Consider the following 24675-nt stretch of genomic DNA (forward strand, 5'->3'; position numbering starts at 1 on the left):
TCGCTCTGGTGTTCGCAAATCCGCGAAACATGGTGCCCCAGACCGGAATCCGGCGACCGGATCCCCGCTGCGGGGGACCGCCGCCGGCGTGATTCACCCCATAGAACCGGGCTCACAGGTAGGGATTGATACCTTTTATCGGCGAAAGACCATTGTCACTGAGTGGTGATCTCCCCTTTAATCGGATCTTGCAGAAGATCGGATGAGGGGCCATGAGTGACGAACATCGCCGGGCACAGACCGCGATACAGGCCATTCTCCGGCTCACCAACCTGTTGATGGCCGGCAAACGCGTGGCCGTCATCGGCCGTGAGCCGGAGCTGGCCGACCGCCTGCGGGCGATGGGCGCGCAGACCCTCGTCACCGACCCGGCCGCGGCTCTCGACGGCCACCGGGTCCTGCCCGAGAACGAGGCGGTGGCGATCGCCGACCTGGTGGTCGGGGCGGCCGAGGCACACCTGCCCTTCCTGCGGGACGGGGCGATCCTCATCCGCAGGAATATCCAAAAAATGCCGGGAAAGACCGATGCGCTCAAGGCGCCGGTGACACCTGGACGACTCTCCCTTACCTCTGATCCGGGTGATGTGACCGGAAAGTCCGATGGGCTCAAAGTGCCGGTGACAACCGGACGGCTCTCCACGACACCTGATCCGGGTGATTCACCGGGAGAATCCGCGTCGCCGGAGAAGCCGGGTCTTTTCGCGGGTATGCCCGGGGTACGGGTCCGCGACGGTGTCACCGGCTACCGCCTCGAAACCGGCCACCAGGTGTTCGTGCTGGACCTGGCGTGCTGACCGAGATCAGGGACGCCACGCTCCAGGCGCGCGGCCGGGAGCGGATCGCCTGGGCACGGCGCTTCATGCCGGTGCTCGGCGCCGTCGCCGGGGAGCTCGACCTGACCGGGCGCAGGGTCGGCCTGGTGCTCGTGCTGGAGCCCAAGACCGCGAACCTGGCCCTGGCGCTCCGGGACGCCGGGGCGGACGTGGTGGTGACCTGCCCGGCGGGCGAGACCGACGACGAGACGGCGGCGGCCCTGGCGGCCGAGGGCGTCTCCGTCCTCGCCCGCTCGGACGCCTCGCCCGAGCAGGACCGCGACTTCGCGCTGCGCATGCTCCGCCGCCGGCCGGACGTGCTGGTCGACGACGGCTCCAGGGTCGTACGGCTGGCCCACGCCGCAGGTCTGCTGGACGGGCTGATCGGCGCGGCCGAGGAGACGACCAGCGGCCTTCGCCCGCTCCGGGTCATGGCCGACCGGGGCGAGCTGCGGATTCCGGTGCTGGCCGTCAACGACGCCCGCTCGAAATACCTGTTCGACAACGTGCACGGCACCGGCCAGTCTTGCGTGATGGCCGCTCTGGACCTGACCGGTCTCCAGCTCGCCGGGACCGTCTGCGTGGTGGCCGGCTACGGATACGTCGGCCAGGGCGTGGCCCGCTACGCCAGGGCGCTCGGCGCCCGGGTGATCGTGACCGAGGTGGAGCCGTTCGCGGCGCTGCGCGCTCACCACGAGGGGTTCGAGGTCCGCCCGCTCCTCGACGCCTGCCCGGAGGCCGGCCTGGTTTTCTCCGCGACCGGTGTGGCACACACGATCACCCGTGAGCACCTGCGCACCATGAGTCCCGGTGCCGTGGTGGCCGTCGCCGGAGGCGTGCCCGAGGAGGTCGAGACCGGCGACGTGCCGCCAGGCGTCACCGTGCTGGCCGAGGGGGAGTGTGTGAACTGCGCGGCGGCCGAGGGCAACCCGATCGAGATCATGGATCTCTCGCTGTCGGTGCAGGCGCTCGCCGTGGACCACCTGGTGACCCACGGTCCGGCGATGACGCCCGCCGTCCATCTCATGCCCGGCGAGCTGGACGAGCGGGTCGCCCGGCTCAAACTGAACGCGCTGGGAGTCGGCCTCGACACGCCGTCCGCCCTGCAGCGCGCGTTCCTGGAAAGAGGCTTGTGATCATCGAGCTGCGGTCCGCCTCGGTCCGCTACCAGACCACCGGCCGGCAGGTGCTCTCCGGAGTCGATCTCGCCGTGGGCCCCGGCGACCTCGCACTGGTCAGCGGGCCCTCCGGTGGGGGCAAGAGCACCCTGCTCCGGCTGCTCAACGGGCTCATCCCGCACGCCTACCGGGCTGAGGTGACCGGTGAGATCATGGTCGGCGGGCGGCCGGTGGCCGAACAGAGCATCAGGCAGCTGTCCACCACCGTCGGCACCCTCCTCCAGGATCCGCACAAGCAGATCGTCGGCACCACCGTCGACACCGAGCTGGCCTTCGGCCCGGAGAACCTGGGGCTGCCCAGAGCCGAGATCCGCCACCGGATCGCGGAGGTGACCGAGCGGGTGGGCATCCGGCACCTCATGGGCCGGCCCACCGCCGAGCTGAGCGGCGGCGAGCTGCAGATGGTCGCCTTCGCCGGGGTGCTGGTGATGCGGCCCCAGGTCGTCCTGGTGGACGAGCCGCTGGCCAACCTCGACCTGGAGGCGAGCCTGCGGCTGATGCGCGAGCTGCGCCGGTTCGTCGACGAGGGCGGAGCCGCCGTGGTCGTCGAGCACCGGGTCGAGGAGATCCTGGAGTTCGAGCCCACCCGGGTCCTCTACCTGGAGGACGGGCGGAGCAGCTACACGGGCGACGTGACCGGGTTCCTGGCGTCCGCGCCGGTGGACCATGTGAAGCTGCCCTTCGGGACGCTGGTGGCGCGGGCCGCCGAGCTGCCCGCCGTACCGGACGGCCCGCGCCGCGACCGGACCTCCGGGCCGCTCGCCGCACCGGACGGGCCGCGCCACGTGCCGACGGAGGCCGCGCCCCGGCTGGACTACCGGGGGGTCGCGCTGGGATACGGCGGCAGGGCCGTGCTGGACGGCGTGGACCTGACGTTCGGGACCCACGAACGGGTCGCGGTCCTCGGGCGCAACGGGGCGGGGAAGTCCACCCTGCTGCGCGCCGCCGTACGGCTCCTCGAACCGCTGCGCGGCGCCGTCCACGTGGACGGCGCGCCGGTCACCGAGCGCTCGACCCTGGATCTGGCGACCACCTTCGGATACGTCTTCCAGAACCCCGGCCAGGCGCTGTTCTGCGCGACGGTCGGCGACGAGCTGGCCTTCGGCCCGCGCAACCTCGGCTGGCCGGACGAGGAGATCCGGCGGGTCTCGGAGGAGGCGCTGCGCGCGATGCTCCTCGACGGCGAGACCGACGTCATGGACCGTTCGCCGCGCACGCTCTCCTTCGGCCAGCAGCGCCGCCTCACCGTCGCGCTGGCCCTGGCCATGCGGCCCCGCACGCTCATCCTCGACGAGCCCACCGCGGGCCAGGACCTGCACACCACCACGCGGTTCATGACCCAGGTCCTGGCCGCCACCGAGAGCGTCTACTTCATCACCCACGACGTCGACCTGGCGCTGACCTCAGCCGACCGGATCGTCGTCGTCGACGGAGGCCGCGTCGTCGCCGACGCCGCCCCCGCCGAACTGGCCCGCGACGCGGACATCTGGTCCCGCGCCGGGCTCCGCCAGACCAGCCTGGTCCGGGCCATCCGTGACCATGTCCAGGACGCGCGGGGGATTCCCCATCCGTTCGACCTCGCGCGCCTCATCCCCCACCCGGAAGGAACATCCCCTTCATGAGTACTGAGGCATTCTCCCCACGCCACTCCCCGTGGGCGATCAGCTCCAGGACGGTCGTGTTCGGTGCCGTCGGTGCGGCGCTCTACGCGGTGCTCGGCCTGTTCAGCTTCCTCATCCCCGGCACGCAGAGCGTCGCCGTACGGCCCGCCTTCGCGCTGGTGCCGTTCTTCGGCAAGCGGTTCGGCGTCATCACCGGCTTCTTCGTCGGCTTCGTCGGGAACGTCATCATCGACCTCATCCAGGGAGCCGGCCTGCTCTGGTGGAACTGGAGCGTGGCCAACGGCCTGGTCGGCGCGGCCGCCGCGCTGATCTTCGCCGCGATCCCGCCGATCGCCAACGAGGCCGCCCGGCTCGTGGTCACGGCCCTCGGCGCGCTCCTCGCCACCGCGATCGGCCTGCTGTTCGTGGTCACCGACATCTGGGTCCAGCAGGGCGTCGACTTCTCCGCGTTCATCTACGTGAACTACCTCCCGGCGCTGCTGGCCAACGGCATCGCGGTGGTCATCCTCGTGCCGGCGCTGGACGCCGCCTGGGAGCCGCTCGCCAAGCGCGCGGGGCTGTAAGCAGCCGATGGACGTAACGCCACGTTATCTGGGCGCGGGTTCCTTCCTCGCGCGACGTGACCCGCGCGTGCTCCTGCTGGTCCCCGTGCTCTATTTCGTGGCGGTGGTGAACGTCGCGGACCTCCGCGGCATCCTCGTGTGCGCCGCGGTCGCCCTGGTGTACTACCGCGCCGCGGGCATCCCGTGGCGCGGGGTCAGGGCCAACTGGATCTTCATGCTGACCTTCACCACGCTGCTGGTGGTGGTGAACAGCGTCTTCACCTCGGCCGACACCCGTACGGGGACCGGGGAGACGCTGTTCACCATGCCGTTCTTCGGGACGGACGTCACCTGGGTCACCCTGTCGTACGCGATCACCCTGCTGGTCCGCTACGCCTCCCTGGCCATGGTCAGCTTCCCGGTGGCCTTCAACATCGCCCCGTCCGATCTCGGCGTCGCCCTCGCCCGGCTCCGCCTGTCACAGCGGCTCGCCTACGGTGTGGACCTGACGTTCCGGTTCCTGCCGTCCACGGTCGCCTCGGTGCGCGAGACCATCGACGCCCAGCGGGTCCGCGGCTACGAGCACAGCCGCAGCCGCAACCCCGTCAAGAAACTCGCCTCGATGAAACCCGTCGTCATCCCCGTGACGGTGAACGCGCTGATCGACGCCGAGGACACCGCCAACGCCATGGACCTGCGCGGTTTCGGCGCCAAGCACCGCACCTGGATGCGCGAGCTCGGTTTCGGCCGCACCGACTACCTGGTCCTGGGCGCGTTCCTGGTGCTCACCGTGGCGATGACCGCCGCCAAGGTCTTCGGGCCGTTCGGCGAGGTGTGGACACCGTGACGTACCGCCCCGGTCCCGCCGGAGAGCCGGCCGTCGCGACCCGTTCCGGGGAGCCGAACGCCGTGACCCGTCCCGGAGAACCAGCCGTCGTGACCCGTTCCGGACAGTCGGCCGTCGCGACCCGTCCCGGAGAACCGAACGCCGTGACCCGTTCGGGGGCGCCGGCCGTCGTGGTCCACTCCGCGCCGCTGGTCCTGCCGGTCAGCGGGCCCCCGCTCCACGACGGCGCCCTGGCCGTACGGCACGGCCGGGTCGCCGCCCTCGGCCCGCGCGCCGAGCTCCTGGCCGGGTGGCCGGACGCGGAGGAGACCCGCTGGGACGGCATGATCGTCTCCGGGCTGGTCAACGCCCACACCCACCTGCAGTACACGCACATGGCCGAGGTCGGGCAGCGCCGCTACGCCTCCTTCGAGGAGTGGTCCACCGCCTTCGACGAGGTCTACTTCGGCTCCCCGGTCGACTGGGCGGCCAGTGCCCGCGACGGCGCCCTGCAGGCGCTGCGCTCGGGGACCACCGCCGCCGCCGACGTCGTCACCGACCCGGTGGCGGCCGGTGCGCTGCGGGACGCGGGCCTGGGCGGCCTGCCGTACCTGGAGGCTCTCGGCGACACCGACGCGAGCTGGGCCGCGTCGGGGCGGGAGCGGTTCGCGGGCCTGCTCGACGAGGCGGGAGCGCCGATGGGCGTCTCCCCGCACGCGCCGTACACGCTCGACACCGGGGCGCTGCGCGACATGGCCGCGCTGGCCCGATCCCGGGGGCTGCGCCTGCACATCCACCTCGCCGAGGGCGCGCACGAACGGGAGTACACCGTCTCGGGCACCGGGCCGCTGGCCCGGATGGTCCGGGGGCTGGGGTTCGACTTCGCCATCCTGCGGGAGGGCGGCACCGGTCTCGGCCCCGCCGCGTTCCTGGACGGGCTCGGTGTGCTCGGGCCGGACTGCCACGTCGCGCACGGCACCCACCTGGACGCCGCCGACCGCGCCCTGCTGCGCGCACGCGGCACCGTCGTCGCGCTCTGCCCCCGCTCCAACCTGACGGTCGGTGTGGAAGGGCCCGACGTGGCCGCGCTGCTCGCCGAGGGCAACCCCATCGCGGTCGGCACCGACTCGCTCTCCTCCTCGCCGTCCCTGGACGTGCTGGCCGACGTCGCGCTGCTCCGCGACCTCGCGGTACGGCAGGGCTACCGGGCCGCCGACCTGGACCGGCGGCTGGTCGAGGCCGCCACCCTGGGCGGGGCCCGCGCCCTGGGCGTCCCCGGGGGACTCACCCCCGGCGGACCGGCCGACTTCGCGGTCTTCGACGTCTCGGTGGGGGCGGAGCCGTACCGGATCCTGATCGAGGAGGGGCCGGGGCGCTGCGTCGCGACGGTGATCGGAGGGGTGTTGACCTGGGATCGCCGGACAGCGGCCGTTCCTGGGTGTTAATCTCCGATCTTTCGTGCTATTTGTCTATATTTCGGACAACAATATTGCAGGCATGGAGTCATGGCATCCCGGACCATTCGCTTCAAGCTGTACGCGCTCCTCAGCCTCCCCATCGTGGCGCTCGTCGCGCTCTGGACGTTCCTCACCGGATACGTCGTAGGGGACTTCTTCGAGCTGCGTGCGGCCACCACGCTGTACGAGCGGGTGTCGGCGCCCGCCGCCGCGCTGGTCGCCGAGGTGCAGAACGAGCGCAAGCTCTCGGCCGTCGCGCTGAGCAAGGCCACCTCCCAGCCTGATGACCTGACCCAGGTCCGGGGACTGACCGACAAGGCGGTCGCCGCCTTCCGCGCGCAGGCCACCTCGCGGCAGGCGACCACGGGCACCGCCCCGGAACTGGTCACCGCGGTCAACCGGGTCCTCACCGAGACCGACGCGCTGCGCTCCATCCGCAGGAAGGTCGACGGGCGCACGGCCGACCGGCTGCAGACCGTGCAGGCGTTCAGCAAGATCACCGACGCGGTCCACCGGCTCCAGGACCAGGTCGTCACCGTCTCGGAGATCCAGCTCTACCAGCAGGCCGTGGGGCTCCAGCGGATCACCCACGCGCACGACCTGCTGTCCAGGGAGGACGCGCTGATCTCCGGCGCCACCGTCGCGGGCCGGCTGACCCACGACGAGTACGAGGCGATGGAGGTGCTCGCGCCGAACCGGCGGATGCTGCTCACCGAGGGCGCCGCCACGCTGGACAACGAACTGCGCGGCCCGCTGAACTCGGTCACCAACTCCCTCGCCTACCGGGGACTGGTCACCCTGGAGCTCGACATCGTCGACAAGTCGGAGCTCCCCCGGGACCGGGAAGCCTGGCGTGCCCTCGCCGGCTCCTTCGACCTGACCATGGACCGCTTCCTGACCAGCCGGGCCGAACTGCTGAACAGCCGCGCCGACGACGCCGCGGGCGGCATCATCATGAAGATCGTCCTCGCCGGCGGCCTCGGTCTCGCCGCCATCCTGGGGGCGGTGATCCTCTCCGCCCGGCTCGGCCGGGGGCTCTCGAAGGAGCTGGGCGACCTCCGCCTGGCCGCCCTCGACCTGGCCGAGGTACGGCTGCCGCAGGTCGTCGAGCGGCTCCGCAAGGGCGAGACCGTGGATGTGGAGACCGAGGCGCCGCCGATCCCCACGACCGGCACCACCATGGAGATCACCGACGTCGGCCGGGCGTTCTCCACCGTGCAGCGCACGGCCGTCCAGGCCGCGGTGGGCGAGGCCCGGCTGCGCCAGGGGTTCAGCCGGGTCTTCCGCAACCTGGCCCGCCGCAACCAGTCACTGGTCCACCGCCAGCTCTCCCAGCTCGACTCCATGCAGCGCAAGACCCACGATCCGTGCGCGCTGGAGGACCTCTACCGGCTCGACCACCTCACCACCCGCATGCGGCGGCAGTCGGAGGGCCTGGTCATCCTCTCCGGCGCCACCGCCGGCCGCACCTGGCGCAACCCCGTCCCCCTCGTGGACGTGATCCGCGCGGCCGTGGCCGAGGTCGAGGACTACCAGCGGATCACCGTCCCGCCGCTGCCCGAGGCCTGGCTGACCGGCTCCGCCACCGCCGACGTCACCCACCTGCTGGCCGAACTGCTGGAGAACGCGACCTCCTTCTCGCCGCCGACCACTCCGGTGCGGGTGCGGGGGGAGATCGTCGGGCGGGGCTTCGTGATCGAGATCGAGGACCGGGGCCTCGGCATGCAGGAGATCGAGCGTGAGGCGGTCAACGGCCGCCTGGCCACCCCGCCCGAGTTCGACGTGGCCGACAGCGAGCAGCTCGGCCTGTTCGTGGTGAGTCAGCTCGCCGCCCGCCACGGCATCAAGGTCACCCTGAACCGCTCACCCTTCGGCGGGACCACGGCGGTCGTGCTCATCCCGCAGGGCGTGCTCGCCGGGCCCGAGCAGCGGGAGAGGTCCGCTGTACGCGCTCTCGAATAGCCGGTGCGGCAGCAGGATCAAATTCATGTAGAAATAAGCTGGTATGTCTAATTTATTTCTTATTTATGCATGTCTTCTTGGCTTTACTTAAGCATAAGCGCTTAGCGGTGTTTTTTGTGATTATTCGTCCGGCATTCTTGGGGGCGTCGGTACTCATGGAGACGAATTTCGTCTTCTCGAAATCGGAGGATCACATGGGAACGAAGACTGTCGCGTCGCTTGCCGCAGCCGCGATCGGAACAGCTCTCTTCGCCGGAACGCTCGTGGCGGGCCCGGCGGCCGCGCTCACCACCACGGCGGCGGACCCGGACCACGGTTCCGGTGCGTCCAGCTGGCAGTCAGGCCCCGGATTCCACGGCCGCGACGGCTGGGTGAAGAGCTTCATCGCCAAGGACGCGGAGCAGGAGGAAGAGGAGCGGAACGACGGAAGCGACAACAACGGAGACTGAGCCGAGGCCGGACCGCCCAGGATCACGCACGGATATGGCGAGTTTTAATTCCGCTCTCGGGTGGTCCGGAGAACCCCGGGCCGGTAAAAGGTGGAGATGTCTTCCGCTGCCTCTCACCCAGGTGAGAACAGGCGGGCGATCCACCGTGGTCGCGCGTCCGTTCCCCCGGAGGAACGGGCGCGCAACCGTCTCGCGTCCGCCGCGGAACCTGATGTCTTCGGGCCGAGAGGGCCTCCGGGTCTCCGGGTTTCCGGCAGGTCTCCGTGGCGCTGCCCGGGAAGGGGAAGAGGCTCCGCCGGTCAGGGCAGTTTCGTCCACGGCCCGGGGGCGTGGTCGTCCTTCGGGACCCAGAGTGTCGGTTGGAGTTCACGCAGCTTCGGCGCCGCGTCGGCGTCCCAGGGGAACCGGCCGTCGGCGTCGGGCCACACGATCTCCATGAAGGACAGCGGCGGCTCCTGGTAGAAGTGCAGCGCCATACCGAACAGCGATCGGTACCAGCTCGGGTCGACGGCCCTCGCGACGACCGAGTAGTTTCTGATGACGTCGTCCCGTTCCTGGCCGTCGACGAGATGGTGACCGGCCGCGATCCCGTCGGCGAGGGTGTTCAGGCAGTTCTTCATCACGTCCACCCGGAGTCCGAACATCGCCGCCTCGGGTGAGCGGAACGTGTGCCACAGCCCGACGGTGAACGCCCACCCCGGCCCGTCCTCGTCCTCCGGGACCATGATGACGCCCCAACCGCGTTCCCGGACGTGCCGCATCGTGCTGCGGTCGATCTCGTCGAGCTCCACGTCCCGTTCAACGCACAGGAGACAGTGGCATACAAGCTGGTCGAACATGGTGCCGAGCGTAGTACTCCCCATGTGAAGGGACCGTCAGATGTAGCGCCGCCGCCGATATCCGCCCTGTCGCATCAGGCGACGGTATCCGAATCACCGTGGAACCGAAACGCGATTACCGAGCGGCCGTGCCGTACTCCTCCCAGCGGGCCGGACTTCTCCGCGCGGGCGAGGCGGTGAGTCGTGCGGGAGCGGTCATCGGGCTCCGGCCCGTAAGTTGTGTGAGAGCTGTTACCGGGCTCTAGTCGTGAGAGGTGCGGGAGCGGCCACCCGGCTCCGGTCATGAGGTGGGGGACCGGTCGTCGGTCCGGATGCCGGATCGGGCTCCCCGGCAAGCCTGCCGAGGAGCCCGTAACTTTTTCGGGGAGCTCGTAACAACGGAGACACCCGGACCATTTCCCGGTGTCAGAAGAACACATCCGGGACAGAGGGGGCGAGGCGGTGACGGACGATTCGCAGCGCTTCACCAGCATGTACGACGAGTGCCGGCAGCGCGTCTGGGCCTATGTGGTCAGCCGCGCGGGACGGCAGGTGGCGGACGAGGTGGTGAGCGAGACGTTCGCGATCGCCTGGCGGCGGCTGGACGACGTACCGGATCCGGCTCTGCCGTGGCTTCTCGGGGTGGCCCGCAACGTGCTGCGCGACAACATCCGGGCGGAGGTCCGCCGGGAAGCGCTCAGCGCCGAGCTGCGGGCCTGGACCGAGGGCGACGTCGCCGAGCAGGTCACGGAACGGCTCAGCGTGCTCGACGCGCTGACCGGGCTGCCCGAGGACGACAGGGAGATCCTGATCCTGACCGCCTGGCAGGGACTCTCCCCCCGCCAGGCGGCCCATGTCATCGGCTGCTCTCCGGCCACCTTCCGCGTACGGCTGCACCGTGCGCGCAAGCGGCTCAAGCAGGAGATGGAGACCGCCGCATCCCCCCGGATCCGGGTGAGGAACCTCAGCGAGGAGATGTCATGAACCCCATCGATCAGCTGCGGGCCGCCCGCCCCGCGCACCTGGGTGACACCCCGGTCGACCAGAGCACCAGGACCGCCGAGCTCTCCCGCGCCATGGCCCAGCCCCGGCCGGTGCCGGCCAGGCGCAGGACCGTACGCCCGGTGTGGGGCTTCGGCCTCGCCGGTGCCGCCGCGGCCGTGACCGCGGTCGCCGTCGCGGTCTCCGGAACCGGCGGTACGGCGCCACGCGCGCCCTCCGCCCAGGTGGTCTCGAGCCAGACGGCCCCCGCCCAGGAGATCCGGCTCTCCGCGCAGGCCGTACTGCTCGCCGCCGCCCACAGCGCGGCCCGCCAGCCGGACACGGCCGGCGCCTACTGGCACACCGTGTCCGTGAGCCGGAACCTGTTCAAGGCCGCCGACGCGGACTACACCGTCGTGAACCGGGAGCGGAACGAGAGCTGGACGCCGTCGGCGACCGGCGGGGAGCAGCGGAGCCGGACCCAGCCGCTCGGCGCGGAGCCCGCGAGCCCGGAGGACGAGACGGCCTGGAAGCAGGCCGGGTCCCCGGCCGGGATCTCCGTCACGGTGCCCGGCAAGCGGGGCGCCAAGCTCGTTCTGCCGACCGGGCAGGGCGCCGCACAGGACGGCCACGCCTCCCTGGTCGACGGGGACAAGGTGTTCTGGCTGGGCCGCAACGTCACCATGAAGGACCTGCACGACCTGCCGTCGGACCCGGACAAGCTGAAGGCCTGGCTGCTGCGCTCGTACGACGGGCACGACACCGAGTCGGACGCCCCGATGGCGTCGGACGCCTGGCTGTTCGCCGTCACGGTCGGGCTGTTCACCGACATGCCGGTCACCCCGGAGGTGCGCGGCGCCGCCTTCCAGATGCTCGCCGGTCTCAAGACCATCAAGGTCGTCCGTGACGTCACCGACGCGGAGGGCCGCACCGGCACCGCGGTGGCGATCGAGGGACAGGCCAAGCTGAACGCGACCGCCAAGGACGACGGCGGGATCCTGCAGACGCGCCTGGTCTTCGACGAGACGACCGGGCAGGCGCTGGCCAGGGAGAGCGTCGTCGTACGGCCGGGCGGCCGGGTGGCCGGATTCGCGCCGGGCACCGTGTGGAGCTCCGAGTCCGTCCTCGAAGCCGGCTGGACCGACGCCGAGCCCACCGCCTGACCTGCTCCGGGCTCGCCGTGCTCCCGCAGCGCACGGCGAGCCCGGAGCCCACCACCTGCCTCTGGGCTCGCCGTGCTCCCGCAGCGCACGGCGAGTCCGGTCCGGGGCCCGCCCCCGGACCGGTGCGTCATGCCGGCACCGTTCGCCGGGCGGCGCGCTCCAGGCCCCCCGGGTTCAGCCGGCCGTGTCGAGCCGCCCGCGGTGCTCGTCGGTCAGGACCAGCGCGACCCCGGCGAGGGCCTCGTCCAACTGGGCCGCGTCGCTGACCCCGACGATCGAGGTGACCGCCGGGTCGCCGCCGGCCAGCCAGGCGAGCACCACCTGGTTGGGGGAGACGCCCAGCTCCCCGGCCACCTCGGTGAGCACGGCCATCCGCCGGGTGGTGGCCGGATGCCGGTACGCCTCGGGCAACGGACGGTCCGCGCGGGTGTAGGCGCCGTTCAACAGCGCGGTGTAGGCCCACAGGGTCAGCTCCGGGTCGCTGTGCACGTAGTCGACGACCTCGTCGGTGGCCCAGCCGAACCGGTGGTCATGGCCGGGCACCGGGGTGTCGGGGCGCGGCTTCAGGTAGGAGTGGCGCAGTTGCAGCGCGGTGTATCCGGCCCAGCCGTTGCTCCGGGCGATCTGCCGGGCGCGTTCCACCCGCCATGTCGGATGGTTCGAGCAACCCAGCCGGCCGACGGTGCCGGAACCGGCCAGGTCCGCCAGCGCTCCGACCGTGTCCTCCAGCGGGGCCGCCCTGTCCTCCATATGCGTCCAGTACAGGTCGATCCGGTCGGTGCCCAGCCGGCGGAGGCTGTCCTGAACCGCCGCTTTGATCGCGGGGGCTGACAGGCCCTCCCGGTTGCCGGGCCACTCACCGGCTCCGATCGGCTCCGCGCCCACCTTCGTGCTGAGATACACCCGGTCACGGACGCCGGGACGGCGGGCCAGCCACCGGCCGATCACCCGCTCACTCTGCCCGCCGGCGCCGCTCGGATCGGACCAGAACGCGTAGCAGTTCGCGGTGTCGATCATCGTGCCGCCCGCGGCCACGAACCGGTCCAGCAGGTCGAACGAGGACCGCTCGTCAAGACGCGTCCCGAAGTGCATTGTTCCCAGTGCGAGGTTCACCGTCGTCAAGATGTGCTCCGTCCTGCGTTGGCTGCGGGAACAGACTCTGGCCCATGGAGTGGACTCCAGGTCAAGCACGGTCGCGGCCCCGGCCTCCCGGTGGACGGCCGATCACGGTTGGACTCACCGGCGGGACCGTCAGCCCGGCGGCCTGGGACGAGACGTTTCATACGCCCCCGGCGCGCCGTACGACCTGGGCGGGCGCGTGCGGCGGCGCCGACGGCGGACCAGCAGGACGACCACGACGGCGATCACGACCGAGACCAGGACGAACAGGCCGAACAGGCCGGCGACGAGAGCCGTCGCCCGCAGGAGAGCCGTCCTCGGCGTCGGGTGCTCCACGCTCCGGGCCGCCCCCGTCATCCACGTCGACCGCGCGCCCGGGCCGCTCGGCAGCGTGGCCCACCTGCGGTGCAGGTCGGCCGCGGTGACGGTGGTGTAGGGGACGGTCGTGAAGTCGACGCCGCCGTAGAAGAACGAGTAGCGGAGCCGGCCGACATCGCGGGTGACCTTGAACTCGCCGCGTTTGTAGGAGCGCACGTAGGCGTTGAAGACGTCGACCGGCTTCCACGTCTGGCGGGAGGTCCAGCGGCCGATGTCGCCGCTGTCGATCACGGGGGCGAAGGTCGTGCTCGCCGTACGGCTGCGCTGGCGGTACCACTCGGCGGCCACCCGGCTCAGGTAGACGCGTCGCAGCGCGGCGTACTCGGGAGCGGTGTTGACCGCCTTCTCCACACGCGACAGGACCATCGTGCGGAAGACCCGCTCCGACTCCCTGCTCTCCTGCTCGGACTCTCCCGCGCAGCCTTTCGGGAGCGTGCGGCCGGGGTTCTTCCCGGAGAGATACTCGTTCTCCAGCTTGACCCTGAGTGGTGCGTCGAGGATGTACAGCTCGCCGTCCCGCTCGTGCACGGTGGCCGGGCCGGGCACGATCCACTGCCGGAACACCAGGCATCGGGAACCGATGGCCTTCCAGAACCGCCCGCCGCTCCGGCTGTCAGGGTGGATCAGCTTCCCCACCGTCTTCTTCATGCGGAAGTCGGCTTCCAGCAGGATCCGGCCGGCGTCGGTCCTGCCCAGGTCCGCGTCGACGATCCGGTCGGGCTCGGTGGGATTGAGGTTCACGGTGAACTTCGACGGCCGCAGCGCGAGCCAGACGAAGAAGGCGTCGGACGCCTGCCGGGTGATCCTCAGCGCGGTCGCGGGATCGGCGCCGGGTCCGATGCCCGGCTCGCCGGTCGCGGGATCGGTGTTCGGCTCGCCGGTCGTGGACGCCGTGTCCGGCTCGCCGGTCGTGGACGCCCTGGCGAAGCCGTACCGGACGCCGTCGGGCCGGTCCGTGCCCGTGTCGGCGAGGTAGCGCAGCTCCAGGGAGGAGAAGTCGATGCCGCCGTGCGGATCCGTGACGGCCCGGGTGAGACTGTCATCGCTCTGGTAGGCGGGGTCCGGGGTGCCGAAGGCGTCGTCGCGGGGCTGGAAGATCGATGGGATCGACCGCCTGCCCGACGCCACGTCGTCGGCGAGCGTGTCGGGGTCGGTGGCGAACACGTCCGCCCGGGTCACATTGGCCAGTGCCTCCTTCATCGCCGGCAGCAGATCGTGGAAGGGCGAGGCGAAGGCGTGGTAGACGGCGGCGTTCGTGGTGCTCAGGCGTCCCCTGCAGTCCGCGCTGCGCGGGCTGCACGGAGCGAGGTCGGTGTAGAGGGCCAGCAGCCGTCCCTCGTCGATGCCCCGCTGGGCGAGGCTCTTGAGGATGCGCTGTTCGGAGTGCTCGATCGCGGTCGCGATCCACTCGGTCTCGCCCTTCTTGTTCTTACGTGTCTTGTTCGCGTTGAACCGGGGCACCACGAGAAGCGCCTTGACGCTCGGCGGCAGCTTCAGCTCCTTGACCAGGGCGGGATTCTCACGCTGGAGGTCGTCGACCGTCCGGACGAATCTCTGGTCGAACGTGTCGAGGGCGCACCCGGTCACATCGACGAACCCCACCGCGACGTTGAGCGCCCCGCTGAACGCGCCACCCCGGTGGTCGCCGGACATCGGATCGACGTCGCGGCCGAGGTCCGGGTCGCGGTCCATGATGTCGCGATAGGTGAAGCCGAGCTGGGCGATCGGGTTGCCGTAGGGGATGTGCGCGGATCCGGCGCCGGGCTCGGCGAGGCGAGGCGGCACGTAGCCGGGCGGACAGGGAACGGCCGCCGAAGCCGGGGCCCCGGACATCGGGACCGTCGAAGCCCGGTCTACCGAAGCCGAAACCACCGACACCGGGGTCGTCGAAACCGGGGCCACCGACGCCGGTGCCGCCGACGCCGGGGCCATTGCCCCTGACGCCGGTGCCGCCGACACCGGGGCGAGTGCCGTCGCTCCGGTCACCATGACCACCAGAAACGCGGTTCCCGCCAGAATCTGACTTCTTGTCAGGTGCATGGTTAAAACATTACTGAAAACCCATGCGATAAAGCGATGAGATTTTTGGTCTGCTCCTTTATGGCATTTATTGCGAAATAACGGCTTATTAAGCTTTTTCGGAAAGGCGGCGAGTTGGAAACGACCCCGGACGGGCCCCGCACCTGGCCGCACTCAGGGCGAGGCCGGAGTGCTGTCGGCGGCAGCGAGGGTGATCGCGGGTCAGGGCGTCGGCCCTCAGGCCGAGCGGCGGCTCGCGCTGGCGGGCTGTTGCCGGTCGCGGCTCTGCTGCAGTTCGGTGTTGATACGCAGGGCCTCGGCGAGCTGGTCTTCCAGGATGATGATGCGGCAGGCGGCCTCCAGGGCGGTGCCCTGGTCGAGGAGCTCCCGGGCGCGGGCGGCCAGGCGCAGCTGGTAGCGCGAGTAACGGCGGTGGCCGCCCTCGGAGCGCTGCGGCTCGATCAGCTTGGCGGTGCCCAGGTTGCGCAGGAACGCCTGGGTGACGCCGAGCATCTCGGCGGCCCGGCCCATGCTGTATGCGGGGTAGTCCTCATCGTCGAACCGGTGACCGGAGAGGTCACTCGGCGTGGCGGGGGACCCGTCAGCCCTGTCGGCTTTATCGGCCTGGTCGGCTCTGCTCGCGGTATCGGCCCGTGGGGCCGTTTCAGCCGTATCGGCGGTGTCGCGGAGCCTGGGCTGCGCGCGGACGGCCGATGCTATCGGTGCTTGGTCCATATAACCTTCCTGACAACCTTCTCGAAATGCTGACAGGGCCCCGGCGCCATGATGCGCCGGGGCCCACGAGGTTCAACACCATCTACCGGCCTGGGGGCCGATCTGTCTGTTCCGCATTGGCCGCCCGATGGGGCGGGGATGCGGGGATCGCGTATGCGTGACCGGAGACCACCTTCCAATCCGTGGGACTGCGGTACCCGTGCGGCGAACATCAGCCGGCAACGGGCGATCCTGATGGCGTTCAACACTCCTTTCGCTCTTTGCCGACGTTATTTCTTCGATCTCATGCATCACTTCTTGCCGCAGCTGCTTCGTCCACGGCCGGGACCCTTCGCCTACTTGCCGGCCCTGGCGCGTCCGACGTTGGTACTCGTTACTCGTTCACCATCTGACTGCTGTGGCAGCGCGTCCACGGCCGGGACCCTTCACCTGCTGCTGGCCCTGGCACGTCCGACCTTCTGCCCGTCTTCACTGCTTCGTCTTTGGTTGTCCAGCTATTCACGCTCGTCCGGGCAGTTCGTCGTGATGCCTACGTCCTGCTCTGCCCTCGTGAATCCGTTCCTTTCGATGTCAGGAACTCTACCCCCACCCACCACAGATGTCTACTTCAGCAACTACAGATTTTCGGTGCCGGGGACGTAAAGGGTTGAATCTTCACGCCGTCGGGAGCAGCTCGGCGACAGCGTGCTCGACGCTGTCGCGCAGCTCGAAGTGGGCGAACTCCTTGCGCAGGTCGTCACGGTAGGTGGCGGCGTTGCGCAGGCCCCGGAAGGCGTCCAGGCCGACGATGTCGAACGGGCTCCAGTCCACGCCGTCCAGGGGGCAGGAGGCGTAGCTGACGAGACCGCCGAAGACGGGCCGTACGGCGGTGACGACTTCGCTGAGGAACGCGTTGGCCCGGTCCGGGATGCCCTGGAGCGCGGCTTCGCGCTCGGGACCGGCGAGGACCGGGACGCGGGCGTTGAAGGTGTCGCCGGGCAGGTATCCGCGGGCGAACAGGCTCAGTTCGCAGCCGGTGACGAGGACGACGTCGGCGCCGCCGCGGCGCAGCCGTTCGGCCCGCTCGGCTCAGTCGACGAAGTACGGCAGCATCTGCTCGTTCGTCATCTCGCAGGGAAACGGCGAGAACCAGACGTGCAGCCCGGCGGCCGCGGCGTACCCGGCCGCGGTCTCGATCCGGTCGGGGTCACCGCCCGGGCCACGACTGGATGCGGACGGTGCTGGAACGGGCGGCCCGGCGCGGCGAGGTCGACGCCGCGGACCCACTCCCCGACCGGCTGGTCACGTTGCCGGTGGTGCTGGTCGTCCACGACCTCTTCATGGCCCGCCGTACCCCGACCGAGGCCGACCTGGAGGAGATCGTGGACCGGTTGTTCCTCCCACTGGTCATGGACCGGCGAGGACGGCCCACCTGACCGGAGCGCTCAGCCGTCGCGCCACCGCACTGCCCACGCGAGCGCGTCCACCTTGTCGCGGCCGACTCCCGGATGGTGCTTCCGGTAGTTCTGATTCCAGAGTGGTGCGGTAGGAGGGGACGGCCCGGCCGGTCCGGAGTGCGCCGGAAGGGCCGTCCCGGCCCCGGTCAGCCTGCGGCGATGCAGAAAAGGTGTCCTTCGGGGTCGGCGAGGACCGTCCACTGGCCCTCGCCGGGCTGGAACTCGGGCCTGGTCGCGCCGAGCGCCAGCAACTCCTTGGTCGCGATCTCCAGGTCGGCGACCTTGAAGTCAAGGTGGGCGTGCTTGGCCGCGTCGGGCCATCCGGGCCCGCGATAGCCGGGGACCCGCTGGAAGGCGAGCTGGATCGGGCCGTCACCGAGGTAGGCGGTGTCGTCATCGAGGTGGGTGACCTCCCAGCCGGTGACCTTCCGGTAGAACTCGGCGAGCGCTCCAGGGGCGGCGCAGTCGATGATGATGGCAGTGGGTTCCGCGAGAGCGGCCATGGGTGACTCCTTGTTGTCGTCGTTTGCCTAACCATCATCCGACCTACGCCGGTTGCAGTCTTGAAGATTCTTGCGGGCCGTTCTGTCGGCCCCGCCGGGTAGCGTCTGCGGCGTGCTCTCCGCTGTGACCCTCGCCGCCCGGCCCCAGTTCACCGTGGCCGCGGTGACCTGCCGCGCGCAGCACACCCGGTGGTCGGAGCCGGACGTGCGCGACGACCACCGGATGGTGCTGGTGCGCCGCGGCAGATTCCGGCGGTGGGCCGACGGGGCCGATGCCGACCTGGACCCCACGATGGCCTACCTGGGAGCGCCGGGTGAGGAGGAGCGGTTCGCCCACCCCGCCGGGGGCGACCTCTGCACGTCCGTGACCTTCGAGCCCCGGCTCTGGGAGGGGTTCAGGGGTGGGATGACGGTGTACGTGGACGCGCGCGTCGACCTCGCCCACCGGCGGCTGCTCGCCGCCGCCGACGGTGGGGACGTCGACTACGCGCTCGCCGAGGAGCTGCTCCGGCTCATCGCGTCGGTCGCGGTACGGCCGGCTGACCGGCCGGGCCCCGCCGACCGGGCGCTCGTCGCGGCGGCCCGTGAGGCCATCATCGAAGGACACCCGGCGGCGGCGGGGCTCTGCCCGCTGGCCGGACTGCTGGAGGTCTCTCCCTACCGGCTGAGCCGGGTGTTCTCGCGCGAGATGGGCGTGTCGCTGACCCGCTACCGCAACCGGGTCCGCGTCGGCCGGATGATGCAGCGGCTCGAAGACGGCGACCGCGACTTCGCCGGCCTGGCCGCGGACCTCGGGTTCGCCGACCAGGCGCACCTGACCCGCACCGCCCGCGAGCACGCGGGGGAGACCCCGACCGCGCTCCGCCTGCTCCTCGCCCCGGCCTCCCCGACCTCCCCGGGCAGGGGAACGGTTTCTTCAGGTGGGTGAGCCGAGTTCGAACCAGATCACGGTCCCGAGGGAGTCGCGGTGGAACCCCCATCGGGTGGCCAGGGCGTTGACGAGCGCGAGGCCCCGGCCGCCGGTGGCGTCAGGGTCTTCTTCCTTGGGACAAGGGATGCGTGCGGACCCGGGGTCCTGGACGGTGATGAGCACCCCGTGGGGGACGAAGGCCACCGTGACGAGGAACTCCCGCGGACTGCCGAGCTGCCGAGGCGGTCCGGTGGGGTGTTCGACGGCGTTGGTGGCGAGTTCGCTGGTGAGCAGGAGGGCGTCGTCGAGGTAGGGGTGGTCGTTCCCGACGATCTCGGCGACGAAGGTGCGGGCGTGCCTGACCTGGCCGGGCGCGGCGGCGAACCGCCGGGAGACCACCAGACAGTCGACCGGCGCCGGGCCCAGGCCTGGCGGCCAGGTCGTGCCGGGTGGCCGCACGGCGGTATCCGTGCTGCGGTTCGCCGTGGCTTTCACGGCGTTGTTCGCGATGCCGGGTGTGGTGGTTCTCGTGGCGCGGAAGCGGTCAGTGAACGCGCCGATCAGCATGGACAACAGCCGTGCCGCCATCTTCACCACTCCTCTCGCTCGCGTCTCCGTCGGGCTTCGCCGGTCCTGGACCCAGCGCGGTACTCATGGGATACGGAGGCCGCTGCCGTACGGCTGGGGCATCGGTCCGGTCAGGCCGGTCAGGCCAGTCGGGGCGGTCGGGGCGGTCGGGGTCGAGGTGGGTCCGGCAGTCCTCGATCCATCGGATTCGTACGGCCAGCCCGGCGGCTGTGTCGGCCTCGACCAGGCCGACGCGCTCGCGGCAGTGGGCCGGGGGAAGCGCCCACCAGCAGCCGGTGGCCGTGCCGTACCAGAGGAGCCAGCCGGGGAAGCGGAGGGTCAGGGCGCGCAGCGCGTCCTGCGGCTTCCCGGCTTCCCCATTGGTCGGTCCGAGTGGAGCGGGGACGGCGCCGGGCGGACTTTCCGGAAGGACCTCAACGTCCGGCGGGCTCATCTCGCCGCCCCCACGCGGTACGGCTCGCGCCTGCTCGATGGGAGGCGGCGTGTCCCCGGCGTCGACTCGCGCCCGTACGGAGTGCCCAGTCCATACGACGTCCCGGGGCCGTACGTTGTCTCCGGTCCATGCTGGGGCTGGGGCGTCCCTCGCCTGCGCTGGGATATCTCCCGCCCGTACGGCACCGCTGTCGCCACCGCCGGTTGCGGCCCGGCGGCTGTCACCGGCGGTCGCGCCTGGTGTCCCCGGCTCACCGGAGGGGCGGGCGGGTGGAACCTGGGGGAGCGCGCGGTCACGGGCTTCGCCGTACCGGGGAACGGGCGGTCACACAGCCCGAGGTGGCGACGCACGGCCATCCGGGCGCGGACCTGGGGGTTCGTGGGCTGCTCCCACTGGTGGCCGGGCCGGTGCGGCAGGGTGGCGGCGTCGTGGGCGTACGGGGGATGGCCGCACCAGCGGCACCCGAGCGGGGTGGGCGGCTGCTCGGCATGCCAACGGACCCGGGTGATCCGGGGAGCTCTACTAAGGTTGTGCACGGGTCGCACCTCACTGTGCGGTCAAGGCTCCGTCAGGCGACTTGCCTCGCCTGGTGGAGCCGTTTCTGTGTGGGTCATCGGCCATGTCCGTGAGATGGCCGGGGGAGGTCTCTCTCCGGAGCGATGGGCTCAGGCACCGGTCAGACGGGATCTCCTGGTGTATTCACCGTCGGCTCGGGCTGATGTGCCTGCCGGAGCTCCGCGCAGCGGGCCGCGATTCGGTGAGCGGCCCGGTCGGTCTCGGACACCGGATTCGAGGCGTAGACAGGCCGTGCCCGCCGGACGTCCCATCCAGCCCGCCACCAGAACCGCTCTCCGTTGCACCACACCACCAGACCGGCCCAGACCGATACCAGCGCCAGCCCGTAGCCATCGTGAACGTCGGCGGCGACTCCTTGCCGCTCAAGTGCCCGCTGCAGGAGCTCGGCCATCTGGCATGGATCCGTTGGGATCAGTGGCGAGGAATCGCCCGGCATTTCTCCTCCAGATTGAGGTGGGTCGGATGACGCTGCTCGCACTTCCTTGCGCGGCGCCGTGCCAGTCGTCCAGTGCTTCCAGGTGCGGCGATGCTTCTCGTCGGGGTGGCGCGACAGCACAGGTGGGAAGGCCCGTAGACCCTGAGATCGTGGGCAGGCTGCGCTGTCGCGCCGGTACCGGGGACTACCGGCCGACCTCTGCGAGGACGCGTTCGATCCGGTCGGCGGCCGTCTCGATGTCGGTGATCGGAGTGATCGGAGACGGCCAGGGGAACCAGAACCAGAGCTTCCCGTCGGTGTTCGGTGCGGTGAGCACGCACTCGGTCAGCACCGGCGCGACCTTATTGACCACGGTCAACGAAGTAGGGCGCCCTTCGTTCAGATGTAGCCGGACGGCGAAGCTGCGCTGCTCCAGTTCAGTGCCCAGTCTCTCCAGTTGATCGAGCGCATGTGCGTCGTCGGCACTCATGGCGTCCACCTCTCGTGGTTCGGCCTTTTCAAGGTGCTGACAGCAGACCCGACGATCTGATTTGCTCGCAACGAGCAACAAAAACAGCGGAGGGTGCGCGTATGGACACGGAAAGAAAGAAGGGGCGTGGGCGACCATCCAAGTCCCTTGATCCAGGTGCATCGCTGCTCGCCGCCCTGGGCGCCACAATGCGCGAGCTGCGCAGAGGACGCTCCCTGACGTTGATGGAACTCGGAGAGCTGACCGGATACTCCTGGCAGCACATCGGCGCCGTGGAACGAGGCTCCGTCGCTCCTTCGGAGTCGGTGATCGTCGCATGTGACGCCGCACTCGGCGCTAACGGTGTGCTGACCGGTATGTTTCCCGGCGTCATCCGAGAGCAGGCCCACCTCCGTCACGCCAGCGAGGCCGCACGCAGGTCGGGCACAGAAACTCCGAATTCCGACGTGGACTGGGGACGGCTCAGCGCATGCGGCAAACACGTATCAACGGTGACCTCCGCAGTGGTGGACGACATCGAAATGATCACGGTGCACCAGCGCCGCCTCTACCATGAGCTGACGTCCACTCAGATGCTCGTCCCGGTTGACGGGCACCTCGGACTGCTGCTCTCCCTGCTTGAGACCGCTGCACCAGAACGACTACGGCGGCGTATCGCCTCCGCAGCGGGTGAGGCCGCCGGATTCTCGGCATGGATCTGGTTCGACCTCGGCGACCACTTCAAGATGGACCGCCGATACGGTGCCGCCCTGAACGCCCTGGCCGAAGCCGATGACAGAGGGCTGCGGTCCTACGTCAGCGCCTACAGAGCGGTGACCACGGACGCGGCCGGACGGTCTGATGAGGCCGCCAGTCACGCGTCAACCGCCCTGGACATGGCAGATCGTTCGGTCACCCGCGTGACGAAAGCCTGGCTCCATGCGGTGAAGGCCACCGCCTGCGCTCACACGGGCGACAGCCGTACTGCGCTGGCCCAGATCGGCCAGGCACACAGCGCCTTGGAGCAGGCGGGTAGCGAGTGTGACGAGTGGATGTACGACTTCGACCATGAGCGACTTCTGGGTTACGAGGGCAACTGCCTGCTGGAGCTTGGCAGCTACGCCCAGGCGGCCCGCTCCTTTGAACACGCGATCAGCGGCGTCCCCGCGACATGCGTACGCCGCCGGGCGGAGCTCAGTGTGGACCTGGCACAGGCCCGTCTGGCCGAAGGAGAAACAGCCGAAGCTGTACGGCTGGCGCGAGAAGCGATCGCCGTGTTCGCTCGGCGAGGGTCCGCCTCGGGCATGTCCCGGGTGCGGCGGCTCCGTGACCGTATGACAGACCAGCCTGCAGCAGCTCGCGAATTGGATGACTTCGTCCGAACATGGAAAGAGTGAGCCCTCTCTCGGCTGAACTCGTCGCCCGCGCCACCGTCTCCTATGACGCCGTCCAGGCAGTCGGTGAGACCGTCTACTGGATTGAGGGGCGGCCGGACGGAGACGTCCTCGTGCGCTGGACCGTCTCAGATGGCACTCAGGACGTACTACCGGAAGGCTTCCACGTCGCCTCCTACGTGCACGAGTACGGCGGAGGCGCCTACCTAGCTACCGAGCGGGACCTGTGGTTCTGCAACGCCGACGACCAGCGGATCTACCACGCGCGCGATGGTCGATCTCCTGCGCCGGTAACGCCCTCTCCCGGTTCGCCGGGGGCGCTGCGCTATGCCGACCTGCGTCTTCTGCCGGGAACAGACAAGCTGATCTGTGTCCGCGAGCGACACGAGGACGACGGAGCCGTTCACAACGAGCTCGTCATCCTGCCGGCTGACGGCTCGGCCGCGCCGAGGGTGATCGCCTCCGGTGACGACTTCTACATGTCGCCCGAGCCCAGCCCCGATGGGAAACGGCTGGCCTGGGTGTCGTGGAACGCACCGCTCATGCCGTGGGACGGGTCATGGCTTTGGGCGGCCGACATCCAGCCAGACGGAACTCTCACCGATCTTCGGCTCATTGCGGGAGACGAGGAGGAGTCGGTGTGTCAGCCGCAGTGGAGCCGGGACAGTTTGCTGCATTTCGTCTCAGACCGCTCTGGCTGGTGGAACCTGTACGCCTGGCGCGACGAGTGTCTTGATCCGATTATCACAGGAGAGTTCGAGGTCACGGCTGCCCCCTGGGAGTTCGGCTACCGCACCTACGGGTTCCAGGGTGGCCGGGTTGTGGCCGTCGTTCAGGAAGGCCCGCTGCATCGTCTCGTAACGAGACATGCTGACGGCTCCTTGGAGCCGGTGCCTTTGCTGTACACCTCGATCAAGCCCTACCTGGCGTTGGCGGGGGAGAAGCTCGCCTTCATCGGCTCCAGCCCTACCAAGCTGCCTATGGTGGTGCTCGCTGACGCGGTCGGTGTGATCCATGAGCTTGCCGCAAACGATCTTGGCATCGATGAGGCGTTGCTTGTCATTCCGGAGCCCTTTACCTTCCCAACCCGGGATGGCGGGCAGGCGCACGGCCTGTACTACTCGTCCCCAAAGTCTTCGCGGACTGATGAGCAACCCCCGCGGCTGCTCGTCCGAGCGCATCCGGGGCCAACGGCGAACTGGCCGATGAGACTCGATCTCCACGCCCAGTTCTTCATCAGCCGAGGCTTCGCCGTCGCGGACGTCGACTACCGGGGCAGCACCGGGTACGGCCGCGCGTACCGGCTCGGTCTCCGCTCCCGGTGGGGGACGGCCGACGCCACCGATTGCGCCGATGCGGCACTTCACCTAGCGTCCACCGGTCGCGCAGACCTGGAGCGCATGGCGATCTGGGGGGCGAGCGCGGGCGGATACACCGTCCTGAGAGCGCTGCCCATGACCAAGGTGTTCACAGCAGGTATCGCGAGGTCGGCGGTCGTCGACCTCGCGACCTGGAGCGAAGCCGCACCGAAGTTCCAGGCCCATCACGCAGAGTTGCTGCGCAGTGAGGACTATATGGCGACAGGCGACCTCGGAGCGTCGGTACTGCTGGTTCATGGGGACGGAGATCGCGTCACACCTCTGAACCAGGTTCGGTGTCTCGCCCGCGGACTGGGACCCGGTTCGCGTCTGGTCGTCATCCCTTGCGCAGGTCACACCCTGCGAAGACCTTCCGATGTGTGCCGCGTTCTCAGCTTGGAGTGGGAAGACCTTACCAAACCGACTCGACGGACCGGTGAGAGGTCGGACGAATAAAGGAGCCGAGCATCTTGCTGAACCCTCTGCTGCGCTGAAAGCCACGACCCGTTTCACTGCACTGCCTACCACAACG

At 69.9% G+C, this 24675-nt stretch carries 23 protein-coding genes; 14 read left to right on the plus strand and 9 right to left on the minus strand.

The features are described from left to right. The first annotated feature begins 212 nt into the window (after nucleotides 1-212). The 8 genes from OHA77_RS23820 (at nucleotide 213) to OHA77_RS23855 (ending at nucleotide 8848) form a co-directional block, all read left to right on the plus strand. Nucleotides 213-794, plus strand: coding sequence for a hypothetical protein (locus tag OHA77_RS23820; RefSeq protein ID WP_326826058.1), 582 nt, complete (start codon nucleotides 213-215; stop codon nucleotides 792-794). Beyond that, entirely contained in the window at nucleotides 788-1948 is a 1161-nt protein-coding gene (locus tag OHA77_RS23825; RefSeq protein ID WP_406311710.1) for an adenosylhomocysteinase, read from the plus strand. The genes OHA77_RS23820 and OHA77_RS23825 overlap by 7 nt, the downstream gene beginning before the upstream one ends. Then, the gene (locus OHA77_RS23830; RefSeq protein ID WP_406311711.1) at nucleotides 1945-3612 is read left to right on the plus strand and encodes an ABC transporter ATP-binding protein; all 1668 of its coding nucleotides are present in this window, start codon (nucleotides 1945-1947) and stop codon (nucleotides 3610-3612) included. Before OHA77_RS23825 ends, OHA77_RS23830 begins: the two co-directional genes overlap by 4 nt. Continuing rightward, nucleotides 3609-4175, plus strand: a complete 567-nt coding sequence (locus OHA77_RS23835; protein WP_326826055.1) for an ECF transporter S component — start codon at nucleotides 3609-3611, stop codon at nucleotides 4173-4175. Before OHA77_RS23830 ends, OHA77_RS23835 begins: the two co-directional genes overlap by 4 nt. A gap of 7 nt (nucleotides 4176-4182) precedes the next feature. After that, the gene (locus OHA77_RS23840) at nucleotides 4183-5001 is read left to right on the plus strand and encodes an energy-coupling factor transporter transmembrane component T family protein (RefSeq protein WP_406311712.1); all 819 of its coding nucleotides are present in this window, start codon (nucleotides 4183-4185) and stop codon (nucleotides 4999-5001) included. Next, the gene (locus tag OHA77_RS23845) at nucleotides 4998-6425 is read left to right on the plus strand and encodes an amidohydrolase family protein (RefSeq protein ID WP_406311713.1); all 1428 of its coding nucleotides are present in this window, start codon (nucleotides 4998-5000) and stop codon (nucleotides 6423-6425) included. The genes OHA77_RS23840 and OHA77_RS23845 overlap by 4 nt, the downstream gene beginning before the upstream one ends. A 60-nt stretch (nucleotides 6426-6485) precedes the next feature. Then, a complete protein-coding gene (locus OHA77_RS23850; protein WP_406311714.1) occupies nucleotides 6486-8399 on the plus strand; it encodes a nitrate- and nitrite sensing domain-containing protein in 1914 nt (637 codons plus the stop codon). A gap of 194 nt (nucleotides 8400-8593) precedes the next feature. Then, complete coding sequence (locus OHA77_RS23855; protein ID WP_406311716.1) at nucleotides 8594-8848, plus strand: hypothetical protein; 255 nt, start codon at nucleotides 8594-8596, stop codon at nucleotides 8846-8848. Nucleotides 8849-9147: 299 nt separating this feature from the next. On the opposite strand, the gene OHA77_RS23860 is transcribed toward OHA77_RS23855, so the two are convergent. After that, complete coding sequence (locus OHA77_RS23860) at nucleotides 9148-9687, minus strand: DUF4262 domain-containing protein (protein WP_406311717.1); 540 nt, start codon at nucleotides 9685-9687, stop codon at nucleotides 9148-9150. 402 nt (nucleotides 9688-10089) lie between these two features. Here OHA77_RS23860 and OHA77_RS23865 point away from each other — a divergent pair, with 402 nt between their 5' ends. After that, entirely contained in the window at nucleotides 10090-10650 is a 561-nt protein-coding gene (locus OHA77_RS23865) for an RNA polymerase sigma factor (RefSeq protein ID WP_406311718.1), read from the plus strand. Then, nucleotides 10647-11810, plus strand: coding sequence for a CU044_5270 family protein (locus OHA77_RS23870; protein WP_406311719.1), 1164 nt, complete (start codon nucleotides 10647-10649; stop codon nucleotides 11808-11810). Before OHA77_RS23865 ends, OHA77_RS23870 begins: the two co-directional genes overlap by 4 nt. Nucleotides 11811-11984: 174 nt before the next feature. Here the strand turns inward: OHA77_RS23870 and OHA77_RS23875 are convergent, their stop codons facing one another. The 4 genes from OHA77_RS23875 to OHA77_RS23890 all read right to left on the minus strand — a co-directional run bounded on the left by OHA77_RS23875 (nucleotide 11985) and on the right by OHA77_RS23890 (nucleotide 16871). Beyond that, on the minus strand, nucleotides 11985-12932 hold the full coding sequence (locus OHA77_RS23875; protein WP_406311720.1) for an aldo/keto reductase: 948 nt from the start codon (nucleotides 12930-12932) through the stop codon (nucleotides 11985-11987). Nucleotides 12933-13061: 129 nt separating this feature from the next. Next, complete coding sequence (locus OHA77_RS23880) at nucleotides 13062-15140, minus strand: nucleic acid/nucleotide deaminase domain-containing protein (RefSeq protein WP_406311721.1); 2079 nt, start codon at nucleotides 15138-15140, stop codon at nucleotides 13062-13064. A gap of 423 nt (nucleotides 15141-15563) precedes the next feature. Further along, the gene (locus OHA77_RS23885) at nucleotides 15564-15857 is read right to left on the minus strand and encodes a MerR family transcriptional regulator (protein ID WP_406319862.1); all 294 of its coding nucleotides are present in this window, start codon (nucleotides 15855-15857) and stop codon (nucleotides 15564-15566) included. Between the two features lie 858 nt (nucleotides 15858-16715). After that, the gene (locus tag OHA77_RS23890) at nucleotides 16716-16871 is read right to left on the minus strand and encodes a hypothetical protein (protein WP_406311722.1); all 156 of its coding nucleotides are present in this window, start codon (nucleotides 16869-16871) and stop codon (nucleotides 16716-16718) included. Nucleotides 16872-17278: 407 nt separating this feature from the next. On the opposite strand from OHA77_RS23890, the gene OHA77_RS23895 reads away from it, so the two are divergent. Further along, a complete protein-coding gene (locus OHA77_RS23895; RefSeq protein ID WP_406311723.1) occupies nucleotides 17279-17476 on the plus strand; it encodes a hypothetical protein in 198 nt (65 codons plus the stop codon). Nucleotides 17477-17643: 167 nt separating this feature from the next. On the opposite strand, the gene OHA77_RS23900 is transcribed toward OHA77_RS23895, so the two are convergent. Beyond that, nucleotides 17644-18000, minus strand: coding sequence for a VOC family protein (locus OHA77_RS23900; RefSeq protein ID WP_406311724.1), 357 nt, complete (start codon nucleotides 17998-18000; stop codon nucleotides 17644-17646). Nucleotides 18001-18112: 112 nt separating this feature from the next. Here OHA77_RS23900 and OHA77_RS23905 point away from each other — a divergent pair, with 112 nt between their 5' ends. Then, nucleotides 18113-18928: a helix-turn-helix transcriptional regulator gene (locus tag OHA77_RS23905; protein ID WP_406311725.1), complete on the plus strand. Its 816-nt coding sequence runs from the start codon at nucleotides 18113-18115 to the stop codon at nucleotides 18926-18928. Here OHA77_RS23905 and OHA77_RS23910 read toward each other — a convergent pair. From OHA77_RS23910 to OHA77_RS23920, 3 genes are all read right to left on the minus strand, one after another. Beyond that, nucleotides 18917-19498, minus strand: a complete 582-nt coding sequence (locus OHA77_RS23910) for an ATP-binding protein (RefSeq protein ID WP_406311726.1) — start codon at nucleotides 19496-19498, stop codon at nucleotides 18917-18919. The genes OHA77_RS23905 and OHA77_RS23910 overlap by 12 nt on opposite strands. Nucleotides 19499-19927: 429 nt before the next feature. Beyond that, a complete protein-coding gene (locus tag OHA77_RS23915) occupies nucleotides 19928-20467 on the minus strand; it encodes a hypothetical protein (RefSeq protein ID WP_406311727.1) in 540 nt (179 codons plus the stop codon). Nucleotides 20468-21127: 660 nt separating this feature from the next. Then, a complete protein-coding gene (locus tag OHA77_RS23920; RefSeq protein ID WP_406311728.1) occupies nucleotides 21128-21412 on the minus strand; it encodes a hypothetical protein in 285 nt (94 codons plus the stop codon). A gap of 14 nt (nucleotides 21413-21426) precedes the next feature. Here OHA77_RS23920 and OHA77_RS23925 point away from each other — a divergent pair, with 14 nt between their 5' ends. Beyond that, nucleotides 21427-22788, plus strand: coding sequence for a helix-turn-helix domain-containing protein (locus OHA77_RS23925; RefSeq protein WP_406311729.1), 1362 nt, complete (start codon nucleotides 21427-21429; stop codon nucleotides 22786-22788). Then, nucleotides 22785-24599, plus strand: a complete 1815-nt coding sequence (locus tag OHA77_RS23930; protein ID WP_406311731.1) for a S9 family peptidase — start codon at nucleotides 22785-22787, stop codon at nucleotides 24597-24599. The genes OHA77_RS23925 and OHA77_RS23930 overlap by 4 nt, the downstream gene beginning before the upstream one ends. Nucleotides 24600-24675: the final 76 nt, after the last annotated feature.

The sequence above is a fragment of the Streptosporangium sp. NBC_01639 genome, from assembly GCF_045209755.1.
Taxonomy (GTDB): Bacteria; Actinomycetota; Actinomycetes; order Streptosporangiales; family Streptosporangiaceae; genus Streptosporangium.